20 protein-coding genes and 2 tRNA genes are annotated in these 22713 nt (G+C 70.4%); 16 read left to right on the top strand and 6 right to left on the bottom strand.

What is annotated here, in order from left to right:
• Positions 1–182 precede the first annotated feature (182 nt).
• The 4 genes from AS594_RS12175 (at position 183) to AS594_RS43900 (ending at position 1698) form a co-directional block, all read left to right on the top strand.
• On the top strand, positions 183–485 hold the full coding sequence (locus tag AS594_RS12175; protein ID WP_069930466.1) for a hypothetical protein: 303 nt from the start codon (positions 183–185) through the stop codon (positions 483–485).
• A gap of 158 nt (positions 486–643) precedes the next feature.
• Positions 644–1030 (top strand): WhiB family transcriptional regulator, encoded by a 387-nt coding sequence (locus AS594_RS12170; protein WP_069927049.1) that lies wholly within the window; start codon positions 644–646, stop codon positions 1028–1030.
• Complete coding sequence (locus tag AS594_RS12165; RefSeq protein WP_069927048.1) at positions 1027–1350, top strand: hypothetical protein; 324 nt, start codon at positions 1027–1029, stop codon at positions 1348–1350. Before AS594_RS12170 ends, AS594_RS12165 begins: the two co-directional genes overlap by 4 nt.
• A 120-nt stretch (positions 1351–1470) precedes the next feature.
• Positions 1471–1698, top strand: coding sequence for a hypothetical protein (locus tag AS594_RS43900; protein ID WP_141743772.1), 228 nt, complete (start codon positions 1471–1473; stop codon positions 1696–1698).
• A 9-nt stretch (positions 1699–1707) separates the two neighbouring features.
• Here the strand turns inward: AS594_RS43900 and AS594_RS12160 are convergent, their stop codons facing one another.
• Positions 1708–3105: an ABC1 kinase family protein gene (locus AS594_RS12160; RefSeq protein WP_069927047.1), complete on the bottom strand. Its 1398-nt coding sequence runs from the start codon at positions 3103–3105 to the stop codon at positions 1708–1710.
• A 42-nt stretch (positions 3106–3147) separates the two neighbouring features.
• On the bottom strand, positions 3148–4302 hold the full coding sequence (locus tag AS594_RS12155) for a ThiF family adenylyltransferase (protein ID WP_069927046.1): 1155 nt from the start codon (positions 4300–4302) through the stop codon (positions 3148–3150).
• A gap of 210 nt (positions 4303–4512) precedes the next feature.
• Here AS594_RS12155 and AS594_RS12150 point away from each other — a divergent pair, with 210 nt between their 5' ends.
• The 4 genes from AS594_RS12150 to AS594_RS12135 all read left to right on the top strand — a co-directional run bounded on the left by AS594_RS12150 (position 4513) and on the right by AS594_RS12135 (position 8321).
• Entirely contained in the window at positions 4513–5088 is a 576-nt protein-coding gene (locus AS594_RS12150) for a M48 metallopeptidase family protein (RefSeq protein WP_069927045.1), read from the top strand.
• 107 nt (positions 5089–5195) lie between these two features.
• Positions 5196–6854: a TerD family protein gene (locus tag AS594_RS12145; protein WP_069935085.1), complete on the top strand. Its 1659-nt coding sequence runs from the start codon at positions 5196–5198 to the stop codon at positions 6852–6854.
• An 11-nt stretch (positions 6855–6865) separates the two neighbouring features.
• The gene (locus AS594_RS12140) at positions 6866–7546 is read left to right on the top strand and encodes an AIM24 family protein (RefSeq protein ID WP_069927043.1); all 681 of its coding nucleotides are present in this window, start codon (positions 6866–6868) and stop codon (positions 7544–7546) included.
• Positions 7547–7565: 19 nt separating this feature from the next.
• On the top strand, positions 7566–8321 hold the full coding sequence (locus tag AS594_RS12135) for an AIM24 family protein (protein ID WP_069927042.1): 756 nt from the start codon (positions 7566–7568) through the stop codon (positions 8319–8321).
• A gap of 84 nt (positions 8322–8405) precedes the next feature.
• Here the strand turns inward: AS594_RS12135 and AS594_RS12130 are convergent, their stop codons facing one another.
• Positions 8406–8927, bottom strand: a complete 522-nt coding sequence (locus AS594_RS12130) for an NUDIX hydrolase (protein ID WP_069927041.1) — start codon at positions 8925–8927, stop codon at positions 8406–8408.
• Positions 8924–10390 carry a zinc-dependent metalloprotease gene (locus AS594_RS12125; RefSeq protein WP_069927040.1) on the bottom strand — a complete coding sequence of 489 codons (1467 nt, stop codon included), beginning with the start codon at positions 10388–10390 and terminating at the stop codon, positions 8924–8926. Before AS594_RS12125 ends, AS594_RS12130 begins: the two co-directional genes overlap by 4 nt.
• A 191-nt stretch (positions 10391–10581) precedes the next feature.
• On the opposite strand from AS594_RS12125, the gene AS594_RS12120 reads away from it, so the two are divergent.
• From AS594_RS12120 to AS594_RS12110, 3 genes are all read left to right on the top strand, one after another.
• On the top strand, positions 10582–11715 hold the full coding sequence (locus AS594_RS12120) for an SDR family oxidoreductase (RefSeq protein WP_069927039.1): 1134 nt from the start codon (positions 10582–10584) through the stop codon (positions 11713–11715).
• A gap of 208 nt (positions 11716–11923) precedes the next feature.
• Positions 11924–12385 carry a molybdenum cofactor biosynthesis protein MoaE gene (locus AS594_RS12115; RefSeq protein ID WP_069930465.1) on the top strand — a complete coding sequence of 154 codons (462 nt, stop codon included), beginning with the start codon at positions 11924–11926 and terminating at the stop codon, positions 12383–12385.
• Positions 12386–12793: 408 nt separating this feature from the next.
• Positions 12794–13882, top strand: a complete 1089-nt coding sequence (locus AS594_RS12110) for a YlbL family protein (RefSeq protein WP_069927038.1) — start codon at positions 12794–12796, stop codon at positions 13880–13882.
• 47 nt (positions 13883–13929) lie between these two features.
• On the opposite strand, the gene AS594_RS12105 is transcribed toward AS594_RS12110, so the two are convergent.
• Complete coding sequence (locus AS594_RS12105) at positions 13930–14487, bottom strand: PPA1309 family protein (protein ID WP_069933932.1); 558 nt, start codon at positions 14485–14487, stop codon at positions 13930–13932.
• A gap of 136 nt (positions 14488–14623) precedes the next feature.
• Between AS594_RS12105 and AS594_RS12100 the strand changes: the two genes are divergently transcribed.
• From AS594_RS12100 to AS594_RS12085, 4 genes are all read left to right on the top strand, one after another.
• Positions 14624–17575: a UPF0182 family membrane protein gene (locus tag AS594_RS12100; RefSeq protein ID WP_079144655.1), complete on the top strand. Its 2952-nt coding sequence runs from the start codon at positions 14624–14626 to the stop codon at positions 17573–17575.
• Between the two features lie 50 nt (positions 17576–17625).
• Positions 17626–17699: transfer RNA gene (locus AS594_RS12095), tRNA-Met, on the top strand.
• A gap of 213 nt (positions 17700–17912) precedes the next feature.
• Positions 17913–20222 (top strand): tetratricopeptide repeat protein, encoded by a 2310-nt coding sequence (locus AS594_RS12090; RefSeq protein WP_069927035.1) that lies wholly within the window; start codon positions 17913–17915, stop codon positions 20220–20222.
• 201 nt (positions 20223–20423) lie between these two features.
• Positions 20424–20497: transfer RNA gene (locus tag AS594_RS12085), tRNA-Met, on the top strand.
• 160 nt (positions 20498–20657) lie between these two features.
• Here the strand turns inward: AS594_RS12085 and AS594_RS12080 are convergent.
• A complete protein-coding gene (locus AS594_RS12080) occupies positions 20658–21074 on the bottom strand; it encodes a Fur family transcriptional regulator (RefSeq protein WP_069927034.1) in 417 nt (138 codons plus the stop codon).
• A gap of 124 nt (positions 21075–21198) precedes the next feature.
• Between AS594_RS12080 and AS594_RS12075 the strand changes: the two genes are divergently transcribed.
• Positions 21199–22668: a catalase gene (locus AS594_RS12075; RefSeq protein ID WP_069927033.1), complete on the top strand. Its 1470-nt coding sequence runs from the start codon at positions 21199–21201 to the stop codon at positions 22666–22668.
• Positions 22669–22713 lie beyond the last annotated feature (45 nt).

Here is a 22713-nt window from a genome sequence, read left to right as displayed (position 1 = left end):
TCAAACTCGTCGAAAAAATAGTTTGCGCATGCCAGGGCAAGCCCCATAGGTTCTTAACCACGGGAACAGCGACTTCTCTGAAGCCCTGATTCCGTGCTGTACTTATCCGAATACGTAGGGACCGGCCTCGTGCCACCAGGTCCCCGAGACGCCGAGAGGAGGCGAGCCCAGTGACCAGCTTCATGACCTTCACCAAAATGACCGATCGCTCGGTCGTCGCTTCCTGCCCGCTCGGCTCCTCGCTCCGGGGCACCGGTATGTCCGGCGGCATTGCCGCCGTCCGTCCCGCGTCCCTGGCGAGCCTCCCCGTCCTGGTCCTGGCGCGCAATGAGCGACCGACCGAGGCACCGGAAGCAGCAGTAGCAGCGGCACAGGTGAAGACCTATGCCCTTGCGGCCGCCGGTGCCGGATTCAAGAAGCAGACGACGCAGCACCACACGATGTGGGCCTTCCGTGGGCTCGAACCCTGGAGTGATCCAGCCTGATCCAGGATCAGGCAGGCGCCTCCAGGGCCGCGGAACCCCACCAGGGATCCGCGGCCCTTCTGTTTTTCCCGAACGGGAAGAGCGGAACGGAGGGGCCTCGGGACAGCAACCGCCACCCGGCCGACCGGCCGGAACGACTCGACGAGGAAAAAACCACCGTGCAACTCGACACGCACGCCCCGTCCGTACCGCCTTCCCAAACGATCACCCCGCCCGGTCTCACGGAGGACTCCGCCTTGACTGCCCCGACCCCCCTCGCCCCCCTCACCGCGCTCACCGCGCTCGACGACGCCATCGAGAACCTCGGCGTGCCCGTCCCCTGCCGTTCGTACGACCCGGAGGTCTTCTTCGCCGAGTCCCCGGCGGATGTCGAGTACGCCAAGTCGCTCTGCCGCACCTGCCCGCTGGTCGAGGCGTGCCTCGCCGGCGCCAAGGAGCGCCGCGAGCCCTGGGGCGTCTGGGGTGGCGAGCTCTTCGTCCAGGGTGTCGTCGTTGCCCGCAAGCGGCCGCGTGGCCGCCCGCGCAAGAACCCGGTCGCGGCATGAACGTCACCGGAACCATCGACCGACCCCATACGCACGATCCCAAGAAGCAGGCCCCGATGACCTCTTCCCCCAGCGAGCCCTTCGGCTCCGCTACCCACGACGTCACGATCACCGGCGCGAACGACTCGCGTCAGAACAGGAACCGCGAGATGCAACTCATCCCAGAAGCCCTGGCCCGTGCCCATATGCAAGAACGCCGGCGGGAAGCCGAGTCGGAACACCAGGCCGTGCGCCTGGTCGCCGCCCGGCGGATGCAGCGGCGCGCCGAGCGCGTCTCACTGCGGGCCCGCCGCGCTCTGGCCATGGCGGTCATGCAGTAACAGGCATGTGCCCAGCAGGCAGCAATTGAGGGAGCTCCCCGCGGGGGCCGGTCCTGACGGACCGGCCCCCGCGGTGCGTTGTGCCGACCGCCGCGCCCGCGTCGGGGATATCGTCACGGAGTGCTGAGTTCTCCCGGGGAGGACCCCCGGTCTCCCGAGCAGCCTCCTGATCCGGCGGAGCCGGACGGTGAGCCCATCGTGTGCTCCCGCTGCGGCAAGCGGGCCGAGGGCACACCACTGACCTGGACCTGCTCCGTGGAGAACGGCCACCGCCGCTACTTCTGCGACGCATGCGCGCGCGCCAACCTCAGGGCGATCGAGGGCCGGCTCGATTCGCCCTGGTGGTGAACGGGCCGCTCACGCCCCGGCCGCCGCCCCGTCCTCGTCCTCGTCGGCGAGGAAGCCCGGCATCCACTCCTCCAGTTCCTGCCGAAGCCGTACGGTCGCACCCAGCTGGCAGAGCACTCCGATGGTGCTCAGCGTCACCCGGTGGATCAGCAGGTAGGCCGGCGGCAGATTTAGCTGCTTGCCCAACTGGTGGGCGGGGGAGCGCACATCGGCGATGCGTGCCGCCTGCTGCCGTATCCAGCTCCGGGTGAACGTGAACTCCTCCGCCTGCGCGGGCTCGATGATCGGCAGAAGGTAGTCCAGCACCGCGTCCGGGTCGAGCTCGATGTTGTCCTTCACGAAGCCCTCCTCCCGGAGCAGCTCGTACACCGCCTCGGCCTCACCGTCGATCGTCATCCGCAGCGAGGTGCCGATCGTCGCGGGCAGCCCGCCGGGCAGCCGGTCGACCGTGCCGAAGTCCAGTACCCCGAGCCGCCATTGACCGACCGCCCCGGACTCGCCGTTGCCGTCGTCCTCGGCGTCCGCGCCGTCCACGGGCAGCAGCCGGAAGTTGCCCGGATGCGGGTCCGCGTGCAGCAGGCCCGTGCGGGCGGGTCCCGAGAAGAGGAAGCGGGCCAGCAGTTGCCCCGCCCGGTCCCGCTGCTCCGTCGTCCCGTCCGAGATCACATCGGCCATCGGTATGCCGTCGATCCACTCGGTCACCAGTACCTGATCGCTCTGGTGCACCACACCGGGGACCACCACGTCCGGGTCGTCCGCGAACATCTCCGCGTGCTGCTGCTGTGCCTGGGCCTCCAGTTCGTAGTCCAGCTCCTCCGACACCCGGTCGCGCAGCTCGGTGATGAGCGGCTTGATGTCCATGCCCGGGACCAGCGGACCGAGCAGCCTGGCGAAACGGCTCAGTTGGTTCAGATCCGAAAGCAGCGCGTCCCCGGCTCCCGGGTACTGGACCTTGACGGCCACCGCGCGCCCGTCGTGCCACACCGCCCGGTGCACCTGGCCGATCGAAGCCGCGGCCGAGGGCTTGTCCTCGAACTCCTGGAACATGTCGCGCCATCGTGCCCCGAGCCGCTCTTCCAGCACCGCGTGCACCGTGCGGGTCGGCATCGGCGGCGCGGCTTCCTGAAGCTTGGTGAGCGCCGCCCGGTACGGCCCCGCGACCTCTTCGGGCAGGGCGGACTCGAAGACGGACAGGGCCTGCCCCAGCTTCATCGCACCGCCCTTCAGCTCGCCGAGGACCTTGAACAACTGGTCGGCCGTGCGCTGTTGGAGCTCGCGGCTCACGATCTCGGCCGACTTGCCGCCGATCCGCTTGCCCAGGCCCCAGGTGGCTCGGCCGGCGAAGCCCAGTGGCAGTGCCGCCAGCTTGGCGGTTCGGGTGACCGCCTTCCGGGGAAGATCAGACATGAGCCCCTCCAAATCCCAGACACCCGTGGCCGCCAGCGACGGTCACCCCGCCATTGTGTCCTGTGGCTCCCGGGCTGCCGAGGCGCACTCCCCCTCAGTCTGCCCACCCGCGCCGCAGGAGCAGTCGCGGTGCGGCGCCATGTGCTCCTGCCGCCAGTCCAGGAGCGGCATCGAGACCTCCCAGCGCACCCCCGTAGTGGCCGGCAGCTCACCGTCCAGGAAGGACAGGGCGTGCGCCGCCGCCAGCCCCGCCACCGACGCCGCGAGACCGATGTCACATCCCGGTACGGGCCCGCCCCGGCCGGAGCGCCACTGCGCCAGCATGCGCGGCCATCCCGGATCCCGGTCGGCCCGCCCCAGCGCCATACAGCCCGCGCACGCACTCCCGCCCGGCAGGACCAGCGGCCCCACCACCCCCGTCGCCTCGACGACCCCCGCGTAGAGATGGGGAGTTCCCGAACGCAGCCACGGCTCGGCGGTGACGGGGTCGGGCGCGTAAGCGGCGGTTCCGTCCCGGGGCGCCACGATCACCAGTGAAAGCGCCGGCTCGCCCCGGCCCGTGTCGCCCGCCGCCCCGGCGCTCTCCGCCGCACGCGGAAGTCGGCCGGGCGCTGCCCGGCGCACCAACTGCCGCGCCGCCACGTCCCGCCGGCCGCCCACCGATTCCGCCCCCAGCCCGCCCGGCGCGACGTCCCAGCGCTCCGTACACCCGCCGTCCAGCACCTCGACCCGTCCCACGCCTGCGGCGGCCAGCACCGACGCGACGGTCGCGCCGACCCGTCCGGCGCCCCGCACCTGAACCCGCATCGCGCGGCGGGCCGCCAGCCGCCGTGCCCCGCCGCCCGGTTCGCGGTGCACCACCGAAAGGGACGCCAGGTCGGGACGGAGCCGGTCGAACACGTCGGCGCGCCCCCGCAGCGCGTCCGCCTGCGCACCGCCCGCCGTCGCGTCGTCGATCAGACCCGCCGCCGTCAGCCGCTCCACCAGGTCGTCCACCCGTCCGTCGGGCAGCCCCATGGCCCGCGCTTCCTCCCGCAGCAGTGGCAGGCCGCGCGTTCCGTCGAGCAGCCCGAGGAAACTCCCCGTCGCCGTGTCCACCGGGCCCACCGTCACCGCGTGTGCGGACGTCATGCCGAATTGCACGGTCTGCCGGTCGCGCCACGCTCGCCGCAGCGCGGGCTTCACCATCGGATGCATATCGCCGTCCCCCGTCGGTCTGTCGCAAGATCCGCTTTCGGATCCCAGAATGCACGGCATGCTCGAAGAGGGGCGAAAGTTGTCCACAGGTGCTGTGTATTCGTCGTATCAGTCATACCGGTCGTTCAAATGCCCCACCCCACGGAGTGGATCGCGTTCGAACCAACCGGAGGTAGGACTTCCGCCACGGGCAGCGGGTAACGTCGTGGCGTGCCCGTCGACCCCCTGCACAGTGCGACACCTCAGCCGCCCCGCGGCTCGCGGTCGAGCGCTGTCGAGGTCCGCAGAAGTGCCCGCCGCAGCAGAACGGTCTCCGCGTACCGGGAGGGCGACCGCACGATCGTGCTCATCCCCGACCGGATGTCGGAGGCGGAGGAGCAGCGCTGGGTGACGGTGATGCTCGACAAGCTCGCCGCCCAGGAGAACAAGCGCGTCTTCGGTGACGCCGAACTCGCCGAGCGCGCCGACCGGCTGTCCGCCCAGTACTTCGACGGCAGGGCGCGCCCCGTCTCCGTGCGCTGGGTGACGAACCAGAACACCCGTTGGGGATCGTGCACCCCGGCCGAAGGCAGCATCCGGCTCTCGCACCGCCTTCAGGGCATGCCGGAGTACGTCGTCGACTACGTGCTCCTCCACGAGCTCGCCCATCTGCTCGTACCGGGGCACGGCCCCCGCTTCTGGCGGCTCTTGGAGGCGTACCCGCGCACCGAGCGCGCCCGCGGGTACCTCGAAGGAGTGGTCGCTGCCGAGCGGCTGCCGTACCTGCCCGGCGCACGCACCGAGTGACCCTCGGTGATTGTGTACCGAGTGTGTACCGGCCTGACCGGATGCGCACATTCGCGGGTTAGCCTGACGCGACGCATTCACCTTGGGATGGGGGACGGTCGTTACGCATGGCCAGGGAATTTCAACGCGGCCACAAGGCCAAGATCAGTGACCTCACAGCCGGCACCGATCTGTACGTAGGAGTGCAGATCGCGGCGCCCGGACTGACCTTCGACATCAGCTGCTTCGGGCTCGACGCCAACGAGCAGCTTTCGGACGACCGGTATTTCATTTTCTTCAATCAGCCGAAGTCGCCCGAGGAGTCCATTCAGCAACTCGGCGCGCAGTCGGGAGACACCGAGTCCTTCCGGGTCACGCTGGACCGCGTCCCGGCCGGCATCCACCGGCTCTCCTTCACCGCGACGATCGACGGTCCGGGGCAGATGTCGCAGGTGGGGCCCGGATACATCCGGATCGTCGCGGGCGGTGAAGAGGTCGTCAGGTACGCCTTCACGGGCTCCGAGTTCACGACCGAGCGCGCCGTGATGCTGGGCGACTTCTACCTCAAGGACGTCTGGCGGTTCGCCGCGATCGGCCAGGGCTTCGACGGCGGACTCGACGCCCTGCTGAAGAACTTCGGCGGCGAGGTGGCCGAGGAACAGCCGGCCGCGCAGCCGCAGGCCGCGGCGCCCTCCTTCGCCCCGCCGCCCCAGGCGGCGCAGCCCGCCCCGTCCTTCGGCGCACCCACGACGCCGCCGGCTCCGGCCCCTGCGCAGGGCTTCGCGCCGCCTCAGCAGCCCGCACCGCAGCAGCAGCCCGCACCGCAGACGTACGCCGCACCGACGGTCGCAGCGCCGATGCCGATGCCGCCGCAGGCCGGCGCCGCACCGTCGGCCCCGCCGTCGCCGTACGGCCAGCCGCCTCAGCAGCCCCAGCAGCCGCAGTTCGGACAGGTTCCCGGCCAGGTCCCGGGCCAGATGCCGGGTCAGTTCCCCGGCCAGGCCCAGCCCCCGGCCGGACCCGGCGGCTACGGACAGCCCGCCCCGTACGGACAGGCCCCGGGCATGCCGCCGGGCGCACCGCAGGGAATGCCCCAAGGTGTCCCGCAAGGCGCCCCGCAGGGTGGCGGCGGCCTCAAGGCGGCCCTCCAGCCGTACCGCGAAGCAGCCACCGGCCAGCGCTGGACCCCGCAGAACCAGCAGCTCATGCGGGTCGAGCTCGGCATGGGCGGTACCGCGGTCCTCGCCCGCCAGGGCAGCATGGTGATGTACCAGGGCAAAGTCGACTTCAGTCACAAGGGCGCGGGCTTCACCGGCCGCATCGTGGGCAACGCGACCGGCCAGGAGATGCAGTTGATGCGCTGCTCCGGCCGCGGCCAGGTCTTCCTCGCGGAGGAGGGCGCGCACCTGCACCCCATCGAGCTCCAGGGAGACGGTATCTGCGTCTCCGCGGAGAACGTTCTCGCGTTCGACGAGTCGCTCCAGTACGAGGTCCGCCGCATCGAGGGGCACTGCATCCCCGGCGGCGCCCTGTTCACCATGCAGTTCCAGGGAACGGGCACCGTCGTCGTGAAGACGCACGGCATCCCCGTCGTCCTGCCGGTCACGCCGACCACGTTCGCCGACGCCAACGCGGTCGTCGCGTGGTCCTCGGCGTCCCAGGTGATCCTCTCCAGCCAGGTGCGGCTGCGCCGCAACGCCTACCCGGGCCACAGCGGAGAGACCGTCAACCTGCAATTCCGGGGAGCACCCGGAAACTTCATCGTCGTCCAGCCCTACGAGGTCTGAGGGAGCCCGTCATGAACCAGCAACTCGCGGGCTACGCCCCGACCCCGATCGCGGCCCGTATGGAGAACCACGGGCGCGCGATGCTCAAGGTCGCCATGGCCACCGGCCAGGACCTGTACGCGCGCACCGGCTCGATGGTGGCGTACGAGGGCTTCATCCAGTACGAACCGAACCCGCCGGCGGCCCGCCAGATCGCGGCCCAGTGGGTCACGGGCGAGGGCGCGCCGATCATGAAGTGCGCCGGTGACGGCCTGCTCTACCTCGCCGACTACGGCGCGGACGTCGTCGTCATCAACCTGAACAACGACTCGCTCTCGGTCAACGGCAGCAACGTGCTCGCCTTCGACGCGCACCTCCAGTGGGGCGTGGAAAAGGTCAAGGGCATGGCCAAGTTCGCCGGTCAGGGCCTGTGGAACGTCGAGATCGCGGGCACCGGCTGGGTCGCTCTGACCTCCCGCGGTACGCCGATCGTCGTCGAGTGCGGCCGAGGCGAGGACGAGACGTACGTCGACCCCGACTCCCTGGTCGCCTGGTCCCCGAACCTCAAGGTGAAGGGCAAGCGCAGCTTCAAGGCGTCCGCCCTCGTCGGGCGGGGCAGCGGAGAGGCGTACCAGATGGCCTTCTCCGGCGAGGGAATCGTCGTCGTACAGCCCAGCGAGGACAGCACCGACCGCCTGCGGGTCCGGGGCTGAGGGGGAGCGAGAACACATCATGCAGAGCCCGCTTTTCAGTCACACCGAACAGCAGTCCCAGGACCGGTACACGGTGCAGAACCCGCAGCTCCTGCGGGTCTCGCTGACCGGCCACGACGACGTCCTGGCCCGCAAGGGCGCCATGGTCGCGTACCAGGGCCTGATCGATTTCGACGGCGAGTACCAGTCGAGCGGCCAGCGCCGTGCCCGCGCCAACACCGGTGAGGGCCTCGACCTGATGCGCTGCTCCGGGCAGGGCACCGTCTACCTCGCCAATCTCGCGCAGTACGTCCACCTCGTGGACGTCGACCGCGAGGGCATGACCGTGGACAGCGCGTACGTCCTGGCGCTGGACTCCTCGCTCCACACCGAAGTCATCGCCGTGGACAGCCAGTACGGCATCTCCGGCACCGGCAAGTACCAGCTCAACATCACCGGGCAGGGCAAGGTCGCGCTGATGACCTCGGGCCAGCCCCTGATGCTCCAGGTCACGCCGGACAAGTACGTCAACGCCGACGCCGACGCGATCGTCGCCTGGTCCAGCTCCCTGCGCGTGCAGATGCAGGCCCAGACGCACTCGTCGAACGTCCGCCGGCGGCGCGGTACCACCGGTGAAGGGTGGGAACTCAGCTTCCTCGGGCAGGGCTTCGCGCTCGTACAGCCCAGCGAGGTGATGCCGCCGCAGAACGCTCAGCTCGGCGAGGGCATCGCCGCGCAGTTCGGCGTGGGCCAGCAGGGCGCCCGCGGCCAGAACCAGAACAACGCCTGGAACTGACCGGACCGGCCGCCCCTGGGGCGCGGGTAAGGGGCGGGCTCATAAGGGCCCGCCCCTTACGTGTCACCTGTGCGCGTACGCCGTCTACAGCGCCGCGCGCGTACGTTCCATCAGCCTTACGACCGACTCGTCCGCCACGCCCGCCACTTCGTCGTACGAGAACCAGCGCAGGTCCAGCGACTCCTCGCTGATCGCCTCGACAGCGCCGCCCGGCGCCAGCGCCGCGTACTGGACGTCGAGGTGCCAGTTGCAGGGGGCGGGAATCGGGTGCCGGTCCAGCCGCACCGGCCCCACGGGCAGCAGGGTCAGCCCCGCGATGCCGGACTCCTCGGTGGCCTCACGCAGCGCCGCGTCACTGAGCGTCGCGTCGCCCGGCTCGCAGTGGCCACCCATCTGGAGCCACATGTTCAGCTTCTTGTGCAGCGTGAGCAGCACCCGTCCGCGTCCGGCATCGACGACCAGCGCGCTCGCCGTGACATGCCCGGCCTCGCACGCCTTCCACATCCCGTCCGGGTGCGCCGACAGGTGATCCAGATAGGCGTCGCGCAGTTCCTCCTGGTCCTCGTAGCGCTTGAGTACGAGGACCGCGTCGTCGTGCAGGCTCACTTGTCGCTGTCGCCCTCTGTGCCGGTCCCGTCGTCGGCGTCGGTGTCCTTCGTCAGGTCCGGCTTCCGCGTGCCGCCGGCCGCCTCGCCGAGCATCTTGTCGAGCTCGGAGAAGTCCATCTGCTCGCGGTGCACGAACCCGTCCGGGTCGTCCAGGTCGTCGGCCGTCGGCAGCATGTCCGGGTGCTCCCACAGCGCGTCGCGCCCGTCCAGACCGCGCGCGTCCGTGAGCGAGGCCCACAGCCGTGCGGCGTCCCGCAGGCGACGCGGTCGCAGTTCCAGACCGATCAGTGTCGCGAACGTCTGCTCGGCGGGGCCGCCGGACGCCCGGCGCCTGCGCAGCGTCTCGCGCAGCGCGTCGGCGGACGTCAGCCGGGGCTTCGCCGCCTCGTGCACGACGGCGTCCACCCAGCCCTCGACGAGCGCGAGCGCCGTCTCCAGACGGGCCAGCGCCGCCTTCTGCGCCGGGGTGTCCTCCGGCTGGAACATGCCCTGCTGGAGCGCTTCCTGAAGCTGCTCCGGGTGCGAGGGGTCGAGCTGGCCGACCACGTCCTCAAGCTTCGAAGTGTCGACCTCGATGCCGCGCGCGTACCCCTCGACCGCGCCGAACAGGTGCGAGCGCAGCCACGGCACATGAGCGAAAAGCCGCTGGTGGGCGGCCTCGCGCAGCGCCAGATACAGCCGCACCTCGTTCTTGTCGACGCCCAGGTCCTTGCCGAACGCCTCGATGTTCAGCGGCAGCAGCGCGGCCTTGCCGGCCGGGCCCAGCGGCAGACCGATATCGGTCGATCCGACCACCTCGCCCGCCAGTACGCCGACGGCCTGCCCGATCTGCTGGCCGAACATCGCCCCGCCCATGGACCGCATCATCCCGAGCAGCGGGCCCGCCATGGCCTGCATCTCCTCGGGCAGTACGTCGCCCATGGCCGCTCCGACGCGCTCGGCGACCGGGTCCACGAGCTGCTTCCACGCCGGCAGGGTCGCCTCGACCCACTCCGCGCGGCTCCACGCCACCGACGTGGCCGCACCGGAGGGCATCGAGGTCACGCCGTCCAGCCACAGATCGGCGAGACGCACCGCCTCCTCGACCGCCGACCGCTCACCTGGGCTCACGCTGGAGTCCTTGGTGCCGTCGGCGGTGCCGGCCGAGACCGTCTGGCGGGCGATGTCCTTGGCCATGTCCCAGTTCACGGGACCGCCCTCGTAGCTGAGCATCTGCCCGAGCTGCTGGAACGCCGCCCCCAGGTCGTTCGGGTTCAGCGAACCGAACATCGCGGCGAACGGATTGTCTCCGCCCGGGCCGCCCTGACCGCCCGAGCCGCCCGGCAGACCGCCGAACCCGCCGAACGGGTTCGCCGGACCCTGGCCACCCTGGCCACCTCCCTCGCTGCCCTTCTTCTTGCCATCGTCGCCGTCCTCCGGCTCCTCCGGCGGAAGGCCGAATCCGAATGGGGTGTCACTCACGGGTTTCCTCGGCTCGTAAGGCCGCCGGCTCAGGCCGGCGGCAGCTGCCCGACATCACCACCCAGCGTAGACACCGGAACCCGAGAAGGGCTCGGTGCTCCGCCAGGACTCTGCCTGCGGCAGGATGGACGCCACCTGGTCCGTACGCGCCAACGCGTGTACGTACTGAAGACAACCGCTGGAGACGCCTGGTGAGTTCCCCAGATCCGCAGGTTCGCGCATCGCAGAACGCCGAAGTTCGCCAGAGGCGAAACGACTCGCCCCGGGCCGGCCGTGGTCCCGTCGTCGCGGTCACGGGTGCCGCCTCGGGCATCGGCGCGCTGCTGACCCGGCGCCTCGCCGCGTCCGAGGAGATCAAACAGGTCGTCGCGATCGACGAGCGCCGCGGCGAGGTCGCCGAGGCGCAGTGGCACATCCTGGACGTACGCGACCCCGCCATCGCGGAGAAGCTGCGGGGTGCCGACGTCGTGGTGCACCTCGCTCTCGACCTCGACCTGGAGTCCGACCCCGCCGCCCGTACGGCGTACAACGTCCGGGGCACCCAGACGGTGCTCACCGCCGCAGCGGCGGCCGGAGTCCACCGCGTCGTGCTGTGCACGTCGGCGATGGTCTACGGCGCCCTGCCCGACAACGACATCCCGCTGTCCGAGGACGCGGAGCTGCGCGCCACGGCGGAGGCCGCCGGTGTCGGCGACCTCCTCGAAATCGAACGGCTGGGCCGCCGTGCGCCCCGCGCGCACCCCGGCCTCAACGTCACGGTGGTACGTCCCGCCGTCCTGGTCGGCGGTACGGACACCGCCCTCACCCGCTACTTCGAGTCGCCCCGCCTCCTCGTCGTCGCCGGTTCCCGCCCCACCTGGCAGTTCTGCCACGTCGAGGACCTGGTCAGCGCGCTGGAGTACGCCGCGCTGGAGAAGGTCGACGGCGAGCTGGCGGTCGGCTGCGACGGCTGGCTGGAACAGGCGGAGATCGAGGAGCTCAGCGGCATCCGCCGCATGGAGCTGCCGTCCGCGGTGGCCCTGGGCGCCGCGGCCCGGCTGCACCGGATCGGCCTCACGCCGTCCCCGGCCGGGGACCTCGCCTACACCATGCACCCGTGGGTGGTGAGCGTGAGCCGGCTGCACGCCGCGGGCTGGCGGCCGCAGTGGACCAACGAGGAGGTACTGAGCGAACTGCTGGAGGAGGTCGCCGGCCGGCACACCGTCGCGGGCCGCCGCCTCGGCCGCAAGGACGCCACGGCGGCGGGCGCCGCGGGCGCCACGGTCGCCCTGCTGGGCACGGCCGCGCTGGTACGCCGCGTACGAAAGGCCAGGGGCCGCATGTAGGACCCCCGCGTCAGGACCCCCGCGTAAGGACCCCCGCGTCAGGACTCCCGCATGCAGGACCCCGTGTGCAGGACTCCGGCATGCAGGACCCGTGTGCAGGACTCCCGTACGCAGGACTCCCGCATGTAGGACTCTCCATACGGCGGTCCCGCACAGCCGGTCGAAAGCGCTATTCCGTATGCCAGTGCGGTACGGCACGATGGGCAGCATGGCAGGCACGTACTCCCACCCGGGCGAGCAGGCGGCGCAGGACCCCATCCGGCTGCTGGCGATTCGCGACACCCCGCTCTCCCTCGACGAGGTCTTCCGGGCGGTGGGGGACGACGCCGCGGGCGGCACGGCGCTGTTCGTCGGCACCGTGCGCAACCACGACGGGGGCGCGGACGTCGACAAGCTCGGCTACTCCTGCCACCCCTCGGCGGAGGACGAGCTACGCCGTGTGGCCGAAAAGGTCGCCGCGGATTTCCCCGTCCGCGCTCTGGCGGCCGTCCACCGTGTGGGTGACCTGCGAGTCGGCGACCTCGCGGTCGTCGTCGCGGTGTCCTGCCCGCACCGGGGCGAGGCTTTCGAGGCATGCCGCAGGCTGATCGACGATCTCAAGCACGAAGTGCCCATCTGGAAGCACCAGACCTTCTCCGACGGGACGGAGGAGTGGGTCGGCGCGTGCTGATGGATCTCCGCTGAAACCCGGTAGGCGCGCAAGCGCCCCGATTTGCGTAACCGGGCCCCTGCCGTGAGCGTTGGACGCACCGGTGGCTAATCTGCTGATCGGCCGAATGCGGTCGGTCCTAGGGGTCGGGAGGTCGGAATGGCGGCACTCGCGTGGTTGCTGATTCCGCTTGTCGCCGCACTTGGTGCTGCGATATGGGGAAGCTGGGCTGCCAGAAATCGAACGGCCGGCGACGTCTCCGAACTCGCCGGCTACGCGCGGTTCCGTGAGGCGATGGAGAAGTCCCACTCCGGTCCGGACCCCGTCTGACGCCGCGTGAAGCTGCCCCGACCGTACGTCCGGGCCTCCGGGCCCCGTACGGACCGGCCCCAGCGGTGTACTGACAGGCCCGTCCCGTACTGTCGTTCCATGCCACGCCGCACAGCGACGATGCTCGCCTCCACCCTCATCCTGATCGCGCTGCTGTGCGCGGGCGTATTCATCAAAGTCCCGTACTCGGAGATGTCTCCCGGCCCGACGGTCAACACTCTCGGTGAGGCGCGCGGCGAACCGGTACTCCAGATCTCCGGTCGCAAGACGTACCCCACGAGCGGCAATCTCAACATGACTACGGTCAGAGTCACCGGCGCGGACTACAGGATGAACCTCGTCGAAGCGGTCTACGGCTGGCTGGCGCACGACAGCGTGGTGGTCCCGCACGACACTCTTTACCCGGACGGCAAGACCGAGGAAGAGTCGACGCAGGAGAACGCCGAGGAATTCAGCCAGTCCCAGGAGAGCGCCAAGACGGCGGCTCTGCGGGAACTGGGCATTCCGGTGCGGACGCGGGTCGTCGTGTCGACCGTTCTCAAGAACAGCCCCGCCGAGGGCAGGCTGCACGCGGGCGATGTCATCAAGGCCGTGGACGGTACGCCCGTCAAGGACCCCAAGGACGTCGCCGGGCTCGTGACCAAGCACAAGCCCACGGAGAAGGTCGTCTTCACGATCGTCCCCGCGAAGGACGCGGCCGCGGCGGAGAAGGCGGGCAAGGAGCCGGTGGGCAGCGAGGACATCGCCATCACCACCAAGAAGGCCGGCGACGACGACCGCGCCATCGTCGGCATCCAGGCGGGGCCCGACCACACCTTCCCGTTCAACATCGACATCAAGCTGGCCGACGTCGGCGGTCCGAGCGCGGGCCTGATGTTCTCGCTCGGCATCGTCGACAAGCTCACCCCCGGCCCTCTGACCGGCGGAAAGTTCGTGGCGGGGACCGGCACGATCGACGAGGCCGGCAAGGTCGGCCCGATCGGCGGCATCGAGATGAAGACGGTCGGCGCGCGCAACGCGGGCGCCGAGTACTTCCTGACGCCCGCCGACAACTGCGCGTCGGCGGCGACGGACATCCCGGACGGCCTGACCCTGGTGAAGGTCAAGACGATCGACGACGCGAAGAAGTCGCTGGAGAAGATCCGCGCGGGGGACACGGCCGGCCTGCCGCGGTGCACGACGGGCTGACCGCCGGCCCGCACGGGCGACCGCGGCCCCCACGGGACGCGCGGTGCCTACGCCTCGAAGGTCGCGGCCAGCGCCTCGGCGAGACCCGGAACGAGCATGGCTCCGGTGAGCACCTCGGTCGGGGAGTCCTTCTCCCGCAGCCGCAGCGCCGACTCGCGTACGCCGTTGCGCAGCACGGCCACCGTCATGCGGACCTCCTGGCGGTCGGGGTGCTTCGCCACCCACTTCGCCAGCTGGGCCTCGTTCAGGCCCTCGGGGACGGACGCCTCGGCGGACGGCGGGAGCATCAGCCGCTCCACCGTGAGCGCGCATCCGGCCACCGCGTCGGGCCAGGCGATCGTCGCGAGGAACTCGTCGAGCGCGGTGCCCGCCGGAATCTCTTCCTGCTCGACGGGCGTGAGCGTGGCCGCCGGCTCACCCTCGGCGAGACCGAGCTGGGCGGCGAGGCCCGGCTCCTGGGCACGCAGCTGGGCGGTGTCGACCAGGGCGAAGAGCCTGGCGGGCTGGTCCCAGCCGAGGCCGGAGGTGTATTCGTCGATTTCGAGCACGGCGCGGGTGAGCGGGCTCGTGGCCATGGGGGGCCCGGAGGGAGAAACGTTGGACATGGTCGACATCCTGCCTCCTTCGGACCCCAAAGCGGGAACTGAGTAAAGCTTCAGTAAGTTGCATGAGTGGGCTCTACGATCGCGGAGCCTGCTTCTACGACAGCGAACTTTCGAGGTGCGCACCTTGGCTTTCCAGATGCCGGACCGCGGCGGAGGCCCGCAAGGGCCACGGATCAGAGTCGGCCGCCCGTCCCGGCGTGTCCGGACCCTGCTCATGACATTGGGCGTCCTGGCCGTCCTGGCCATGGCTTTCGTCATGTTCGCCGGGTTCTGGACGGACTGGCTCTGGTACCGCTCGGTCAGATATTCGTCCGTTTTCACCACCACCCTGTGGACCAAGATCGGGCTCTTCGCCGTCTTCGGGCTGCTGATGGCCCTGGCCGTCGGCGTGAACATCTGGCTCGCGCACCGGCTCAGGCCGCCGCTGAGCGCGATGTCCCTGGAGCAGCAGAACCTGGACCGCTACCGGATGGGCATCGCCCCGTACAAGAAGTGGGTGCTCCTCGGGGTAACCGCTCTGGTCGGGCTGATCGCCGGCGCCTCGGCGTCCGGTCAGTGGCGTACCTGGCTCATGTGGATCAACGGCGTGTCGTTCGGGCAGAAGGACCCGCAGTTCCAGCTGGACGTGTCGTTCTTCGCGTTCGACCTGCCCTGGTACCGCTTCCTGCTCGGCTTCGGCTTCGCGGCCGCCGTGCTCTCGCTGATCGCCGCCGCGCTGGTGCACTACCTGTACGGCGGACTGCGGATCACCAGCCCCGGCGCCAGGGCCACCGCCGCGGCGACCGGCCACCTGTCGGTCCTGCTCGGCCTCTTCGTGGCGCTCAAGGCCGTCGCGTACTGGCTCGACCGGTACGGCCTGGCGGTGAAGTCCAGTGACTTCAAGGCCACGGGCAACTGGGCGGGTCTGCGGTACGTCGACGCGAACGCCTACCTCCCGGCGAAGACGATCCTCTTCTGCATCGCCGTCATCTGCGCGCTGCTGTTCTTCGCGACGCTGTGGCGCCGCACCTGGCAGCTGCCCGTCATCGGTTTCGGCCTCATGGTGCTCTCGGCGATCCTGATCGGCGGGCTCTACCCGGCGATCGTGCAGAAGTTCCAGGTCCAGCCGAACGAGCAGGCCAAGGAAGCGCCGTACATCAAGAAGAACATCGACGCGACGCGCAAGGCGTACGGCATCGACGACGCGAAGGTGGACGACTACCAGGGCGTCGGCGACAGCAAGGACAACTCCCAGCTGCGCAAGGACGCCGACTCGGCGGCCAGCTACCGGCTGATCGACCCGAACGTCGTCCCGCCGACCTTCGACCAGCTCCAGCAGGAGCGCAAGTACTACCAGTTCCCGACGACGCTCGACGTGGACCGGTACAAGGGCCAGGACACGGTCGTCGGTCTGCGCGAGCTCGACCTCAAGGGCATCCCCAAGCGCAACTGGATCAACGACCACTTCACGTACACCCACGGATACGGCGTGGTCGCGGCGAAGGGCACCGCGGTCAAGCCGGACACCGAGGGCGCCCCGGACTTCATCGAGTCCGGCCTGCCGTCCCAGGGCATGCTCGGCGAGTACGAGCAGCGGATCTACTACGGCGAGAAGACCGAGCAGTACTCGATCGTGGGCGGCCCGCAGAAGGAGCTCGACTACGAGAAGAACGGCGAGCCCACCAAGACCACGAGCTACAAGGGCAAGAGCGGAGTCAATCTGTCGAACCCGCTGAACCGCGCCGCCTACGCGGTGGCCTTCAGCGAGCCGCAGATCCTCTACTCGGGAGCCATCGGTGAGGGCTCGCGGATTCTCTACAACCGCACGCCCAAGGAGCGGGTCGAGGCGGTCGCGCCCTGGCTGTCCCTCGACGGCGACGCCTACCCGGCGGTCGTCGGCGGGCGCGTCCAGTGGATCGTCGACGCGTACACCACTACGAACGGCTACCCCTACGCCTCGCGTACGACGCTGGGGGACACCACGGCCGACTCGCTGTCCCAGACCGACAGCCAGCGCGCGGTGATCGCCCAGCAGAACCAGGTCAACTACATCCGCAATTCGGTGAAGGCCACCGTCGACGCGTACGACGGCACGGTCAAGCTGTACCAGTGGGACACCGAGGACCCGGTCCTCAAGACCTGGATGAAGGCGTTCCCGGACACGGTGCAGCCGAGGGGCGAGATCGACCCGGCGCTGATGCAGCACCTGCGCTACCCGCAGGACCTCTTCAAGGTGCAGCGCGAGCTGCTCACCCGCTACCACGTCGAGAGCCCGTCGCAGTTCTACAGCGGCAGTGACGCGTGGCAGGTGCCGGACGACCCGACGACCGGCGAGAAGAGCTCCGTACCGCCGTACTACCTGAGCCTCAAGATGCCGCAGGAGCAGGACCGGAAGTTCTCGCTCACGACGACGTTCACCCCCAACGGGCGACCGAACCTCGGCGCCTTCATGGCGGTCGACGCCGACGCTTCGAGCAAGGACTACGGCACGATAAGGCTCCTGAGAGTCACGGGCGACGTGCCGGGTCCGCAGCAGGTGCAGAACCGCCTCAACAGCAACGCCGAAGTCGCCGAGTTCGTCAGGAACATGAAGGGCGCCAACTCGGACATCGAGTACGGCAACCTGCTGACGATCCCGCTGAACGACGGCTTCCTGTACGTCGAGCCGGTGTACGCGCAGGGCAACAACGCCTATCCGCTGCTGAAGAAGGTCGCCGTCTCGTACGGCAGGGAGACCGTCTTCAAGGACACGCTGGGTGAGGCGCTGAACGCCGTCTTCGGTGAGGAGGGCGAAACGCCTCCGCCGCCGGGCGACGGTGACGACGACACCACCAGGCCGCCGCCGTCCGACGGCGACGAGTCGCTCCAGAAGGCCATCGAGGACGCCCAGAAGGCGTACGACGAGGGCCAGGAGGCGCTGAAGCAGCAGGACTGGACGGCCTACGGCAAGGCGCAGGAGAAGCTCCAGGACGCGCTTCAGCGGGCAGCCGACGCCGGGGCCCGGACGGAGGCGCCGGCCGAGCAGGGTGCCGAGGGCGGGAACCCCGAGAAGCCGGGGAGCACGGAGAAGCCCGAGAAGGCCGCCGAGCAGGACGGGAAGGGCGACTAGGCAGCTGAGCTGGGACATCCCCGCGCCGTGGTACTGTTTGAACACAACGGCGCGGGGTGGAGCAGCTCGGTAGCTCGCTGGGCTCATAACCCAGAGGTCGCAGGTTCAAATCCTGTCCCCGCTACTGAAGAAGAAGACGAGGGCCCGGATCTCGAAAGAGATCCGGGCCTTTGTTGTGCGCGCGGAAGCTCGCGCGCCCGTACGAAGCGTCCCTCTGATGGGGGGAGTTGGTGATTGAGCGTTTGGAGTGTCTCTCTGTGGGCATGTCGACAAAACGCTGAAGTGACCTCACTGGCTGCGGTATACCAGGTGTACGCGGGTTGCGGGTGGTGCGACGATGGTTTTTATGGGGGACAGGACAACTCTGTTGGAGACAGGGCGGTTTGTGCAGCGAGACCAGGAGCACGCTGTTGACACCGTGGACACCGCCGAGGCCGAGTTCGAGGCGCGCCACCGGACCGCCGCCGAGAAGGGCGACACCGAGGCCATGAGCGTGCTCGGCTCGCTGCTGCTGCGCCGCGGCGACCTCGACGGCGCCGAGCCGCACCTTCGCGCCGCCACCGCCGACGGCGACCGCGCCGCCGCGAACAATCTGGGCGTACTCCTGCACCAGCGCGGATACGCCGACGAGGCGGCCGGGTGGTGGCGCATCGCCGCCGTGGCCGGCTCCGCAGCCGCCGCGCACGCCCTCGGACGCCACTACCGTGAGCGCGGCGACGAACCCGCCGCCGAGTACTGGCTGCGCCAGTCCGCCGAGCAGGGGCACGCGCTGGGGGCGTACGCCCTCGCCGACCTCCTGGAACATCGCAGCGACGTGGGCGCCGAGCGGTGGCTGCGCGCCGCAGCCGAGCAGGGCCACCGGGAAGCCGCGTACCGCCTCGCCCGCACCCTGGACCGCCGCGCCGCCGCCGAGGCGCACGCCGGTGTGCCCGACCCCGCAGCGGCGCCGGGGGGCGCCGACGCGCGCGCGAGGCGCGCGGTGGCATCGGGTACGGGCGCGGGCGGACCGAACGGGGCCCGTGGCGCCGGTGCGGCCGCGGGCGTGCTCGGCGCCGGTCTCCCCGCCGTGGTCAGCAGGGGCAGGGGGCGCCTCGACTTCGACACGAACACCCGGCACTCCGGCTCCGGAGCGGGCGCGGGCTCCGGCGCGGGCTCCGGGACCGCGCCCGGCCTCGGCCCCTCGGGCACCCGTTACCCCGGTGACGGGTACGCCGGGGCCGGTGCGGCCACCGTCCCCGCCACCGGTACCGGCCGGCCCGCCCGCGGCGGCGCGGACGCGGGCGGCACGGACACCGGTGCGCACGAGGCTTCCGGTGAGGACGGTGCGGGCCAGGCCACCGGCACCCGGCACGCCACGGGCGCCGGGAACCGGCGTACCGGCGGCGGACCGTTCGGCACCGGCACCCGGCACACCGGGATCGCCGCCGGGGAGCTGCCCCCCGCCGTGGAGGCCGAGCAGTGGTACCGGCAGGCCGCCGCGCGCGGGCACCGGCGTGCCGCCCTGCACCTCGGCGCCATCCTGGAGGAGCGCGGCGAGCTCAAGGAGGCCGGGCGCTGGTACCTGACCTCCGCCAAGGACGGCGAGGCGCGGGCGGCGTGCGCCCTGGGCTTCCTGCTGCGCGACGCCGGGGACGAGGAGAGTGCCGCCGTGTGGTGGCTGCGCGCCGCCCAGGACGGTGACGGCAACGCCGCCAACGCGCTGGGCGCCCTGCACGCCGCCCGTGGCGAGCAGCAGACCGCCGAGCGCTGGTACCGCGCCGCCCTGGACGCGGGAGACGTGAACGGGGCGTACAACCTCGGGCTGCTCTGCGCCGCCCAGGGGCGTACCGCACAGGCCGACCAGTGGTACCGGCGCGCCGCCTACGCGGGCCACCGCGAGGCCGCCAACGCGCTCGCCATCCTGCTGCTCCAGGGCGGCGACGCGGCGGGCGCCGAGCCGTGGTTCTCCAAGGCCGCCGAGGCGGGCAGCGTCGACGCCGCCTTCAATCTCGGCATTCTCTACGCGGGTCGCGACGACGACCGTACGGCCTTCGCCTGGTACGAGCGCGCCGCCGCCGCCGGTCACACCGAGGCGGCGCTCCAGGTCGGCATCGCCCTGCTGCGCGACGGCGAGGACCAGGACGCCGAGCGGCACCTGCGCTGCGCGGCGGGCAGCGGCAGCGCCGAGGCGGCGTTCCGGCTCGCCACGCTGCTCGACAGCAGGCAGCCGCCCGCCGGCCCGCCCGGGCTCGGTGAGCCGCTGAGCGAGAAGACCGAGTGCGAGGAGTGGTACGAGCGGGCCGCCGAGCAGGGGCACCGCCGCGCCCAGGTGCGCGTGGGCATGCTCGCCGCGGGCCGCGGCGACCTGGAGGGCGCCGCCCGCTGGTACCGGGAGGCCGCCGAGGCGGGCAGCCGCAACGGCGCCTTCAACCTCGGACTGCTGCTGGCCCGCGAGGGCAGCGAGCCGGAGGCGGCTCTGTGGTGGTCCCGCGCCGCCCACGCGGGTCACGGCCGAGCCGCGCTGCGCCTCGCGCTGCTCGCCGCCCGGCACGGCGAGCTCGACGAGGGCGAGCGGTGGTGCGCGCGGGCGGTGGAGCTCGGGCCGGCCGAGGTCGCGGAGCGTGCGGCACGGTTGCGCGAGGCGCTGCACCAGGAGCTCACGGCGTAGACCCGGCGTGGCCCCGGCTGCTGGCGGATCGTTTCGCCACTGTTCACCACAGGTCAACGCCACGCACGGGAACGGGTCACCGTCTCGTACGGGAACGAGTCACCGTCTCGTACGGGAACGGTTCACCGCTTCGTACGGGAACGGGCGTGCGGGAACGGATTTGCGCTGGTCGGCGGCACGACGTAGAGTCGTGTTTACCGACGCGGGGTGGAGCAGCTCGGTAGCTCGCTGGGCTCATAACCCAGAGGTCGCAGGTTCAAATCCTGTCCCCGCTACTGAAAAGGTAGCCGAAGGCCCGGATCTTGAAAGAGATCCGGGCCTTCGTCGTACACGGAACACGTGCGGGCGTCGCACACCCAACACGCGCAGGCCACGAGAAGGGCCCGGCACCAGGATCTGGTGCCGGGCCCTTCTGGCGCTGTGCGTTGTTGCGCGTCAGGCGGAGGCGCAGTTGGGGCACGTGCCCCGGTAGGTCACTTCCACGTCCGAGATCGTGAAGCCGAAGCGCTCGGTGTCCGGCAGGTCCGTCAGGGGATTGCCGACCGGGTGTACGTCCCGTATGGCGCCGCACTGCGCGCACACCAGGTGCTGGTGCGGGCGGTGCGCGTTCGGGTCGTACCGCTTCGCCCGGCGGTCCGTGGAGACCTCCAGCACCTCGCCGAGGGACACCATCTCGCCCAGCGTGTTGTAGACGGTCGCCCGGGAGATCTCCGGCAGCTTCGCGACGGCGCGCGCGTGCACCTCGTCGGCGGTCAGGTGGATGTGGTCCCCGTCGAGGACTTCGGCCACGACGCGCCGCTGTGCGGTCATACGCCAGCCGCGTCCGCGCAGTCGTTCCAACAGGTCACTCATGGGACCAGCCTAACAGTGGAGGGACCAGGTCCCGAACAGGTGTGACTTTGGATGATTGCTTGACTTAGACAATGTCCATTGTAGGATCGGGAACGGCAAACGCCAAGGGACAGGACTTGCAGGTATGACGCAGGAGGCGCACGTGACGCAGGGACCGCTTACCACGGAGGCCGGCGCGCCGGTCGCCGACAACCAGAACAGCGAGACCGCTGGCGTCGGCGGCCCCGTTCTGGTTCAGGACCAGGCGCTGCTCGAGAAGCTCGCGCACTTCAACCGCGAGCGCATTCCGGAGCGCATCGTCCACGCGCGCGGCGCCGGCGCGTACGGCACCTTCACCGTCACCCGTGACGTCTCGCAGTGGACGCGGGCGAAGTTCCTCTCCGAGGTCGGCAAGAAGACCGAAACGTTCCTGCGCTTCTCCACGGTCGCGGGCAACCTCGGCTCCGCGGACGCCGTGCGCGACCCCCGCGGCTTCGCGCTGAAGTTCTACACGGAGGAGGGGAACTACGACCTCGTCGGGAACAACACCCCCGTCTTCTTCATCAAGGACGCCATCAAGTTCCCCGACTTCATCCACACGCAGAAGCGCGACCCGTACACCGGCTCGCAGGAAGCCGACAACGTGTGGGACTTCTGGGGCCTGAGCCCCGAGTCGACGCACCAGGTGACCTGGCTGTTCGGTGACCGCGGCATCCCGGCGACGCTGCGGCACATGAACGGGTACGGCTCGCACACGTACCAGTGGAACAACGAGGCCGGCGAGGTCTTCTGGGTCAAGTACCACTTCAAGACCGACCAGGGCATCAAGAACCTCACCACCGACGAGGCCAACCGCCTCTCCGGCGTCGACCCCGACTCGCACCAGCGCGACCTGCGCGAGGCCATCGAGCGCGGCGAGTTCCCGTCCTGGACCGTGCAGGTGCAGATCATGCCGGCGGCCGAGGCGGCGACGTACCGCTTCAACCCGTTCGACCTGACCAAGGTCTGGCCGCACGCGGACTACCCGCCGATCGAGATCGGCAAGCTGGAGCTCAACCGCAACCCGGAGAACATCTTCGCCGAGGTCGAGCAGTCGATATTCAGCCCCGCGCACTTCGTGCCGGGCATCGGCCCGTCGCCCGACAAGATGCTCCAGGGCCGCCTCTTCGCGTACGGCGACGCGCACCGCTACCGCGTCGGCATCAACGCCGACCACCTGCCGGTGAACCGCCCGCACGCCACCGAGGCGCGGACGAACTCCCGTGACGGCTACCTGTACGACGGCCGCCACAAGGGCACCAAGAACTACGAGCCCAACAGCTTCGGCGGCCCCGCGCAGACGGGCCGGCCGCTGTGGGAGCCCGTCCCGGTCACCGGCGCCACCGGCAACCACGAGGCGCCGAACCACGCCGAGGACGACGACTTCGTCCAGGCGGGCAACCTCTACCGCCTGATGTCCGAGGACGAGAAGGGCCGCCTGATCGACAACCTGGCCCAGTTCATCTCCAAGGTGTCGCGCGACGACATCGCGGAGCGCGCGGTCAACAACTTCCGTCAGGCGGACGGTGACTTCGGCAAGCGGCTGGAAGCCGCGGTCCAGGCCCTGCGCGGCTAGTACGGACCGCTTGCCGTAGGCAGAGGGCCGGATTCCTCCCCGAGA

It is taken from the genome of Streptomyces agglomeratus (assembly GCF_001746415.1).
Taxonomy (GTDB): domain Bacteria; phylum Actinomycetota; class Actinomycetes; order Streptomycetales; family Streptomycetaceae; genus Streptomyces; species Streptomyces agglomeratus.
This window is presented reverse-complemented; position numbering and strand designations above follow the sequence as displayed.

What these genes read in the sequence shown, in the direction of transcription:
- AS594_RS12175 (WP_069930466.1), top strand. Translation starts at nt 183, where the DNA reads ATGACCTTCACCAAAATGACCGATCGCTCGGTCGTCGCTTCCTGCCCG.
- AS594_RS12165 (WP_069927048.1), top strand. Translation starts at nt 1,027, where the DNA reads ATGAACGTCACCGGAACCATCGACCGACCCCATACGCACGATCCCAAG.
- AS594_RS12160 (WP_069927047.1), bottom strand. Translation starts at nt 3,105, where the DNA reads ATGTCTGATCTTCCCCGGAAGGCGGTCACCCGAACCGCCAAGCTGGCG.
- AS594_RS12155 (WP_069927046.1), bottom strand. Translation starts at nt 4,302, where the DNA reads ATGCATCCGATGGTGAAGCCCGCGCTGCGGCGAGCGTGGCGCGACCGG.
- AS594_RS12145 (WP_069935085.1), top strand. Translation starts at nt 5,196, where the DNA reads ATGGCCAGGGAATTTCAACGCGGCCACAAGGCCAAGATCAGTGACCTC.
- AS594_RS12140 (WP_069927043.1), top strand. Translation starts at nt 6,866, where the DNA reads ATGAACCAGCAACTCGCGGGCTACGCCCCGACCCCGATCGCGGCCCGT.
- AS594_RS12135 (WP_069927042.1), top strand. Translation starts at nt 7,566, where the DNA reads ATGCAGAGCCCGCTTTTCAGTCACACCGAACAGCAGTCCCAGGACCGG.
- AS594_RS12115 (WP_069930465.1), top strand. Translation starts at nt 11,924, where the DNA reads ATGGCAGGCACGTACTCCCACCCGGGCGAGCAGGCGGCGCAGGACCCC.
- AS594_RS12110 (WP_069927038.1), top strand. Translation starts at nt 12,794, where the DNA reads ATGCCACGCCGCACAGCGACGATGCTCGCCTCCACCCTCATCCTGATC.
- AS594_RS12105 (WP_069933932.1), bottom strand. Translation starts at nt 14,487, where the DNA reads ATGTCCAACGTTTCTCCCTCCGGGCCCCCCATGGCCACGAGCCCGCTC.
- AS594_RS12100 (WP_079144655.1), top strand. Translation starts at nt 14,624, where the DNA reads ATGCCGGACCGCGGCGGAGGCCCGCAAGGGCCACGGATCAGAGTCGGC.
- AS594_RS12090 (WP_069927035.1), top strand. Translation starts at nt 17,913, where the DNA reads ATGGTTTTTATGGGGGACAGGACAACTCTGTTGGAGACAGGGCGGTTT.
- AS594_RS12080 (WP_069927034.1), bottom strand. Translation starts at nt 21,074, where the DNA reads ATGAGTGACCTGTTGGAACGACTGCGCGGACGCGGCTGGCGTATGACC.
- AS594_RS12075 (WP_069927033.1), top strand. Translation starts at nt 21,199, where the DNA reads ATGACGCAGGAGGCGCACGTGACGCAGGGACCGCTTACCACGGAGGCC.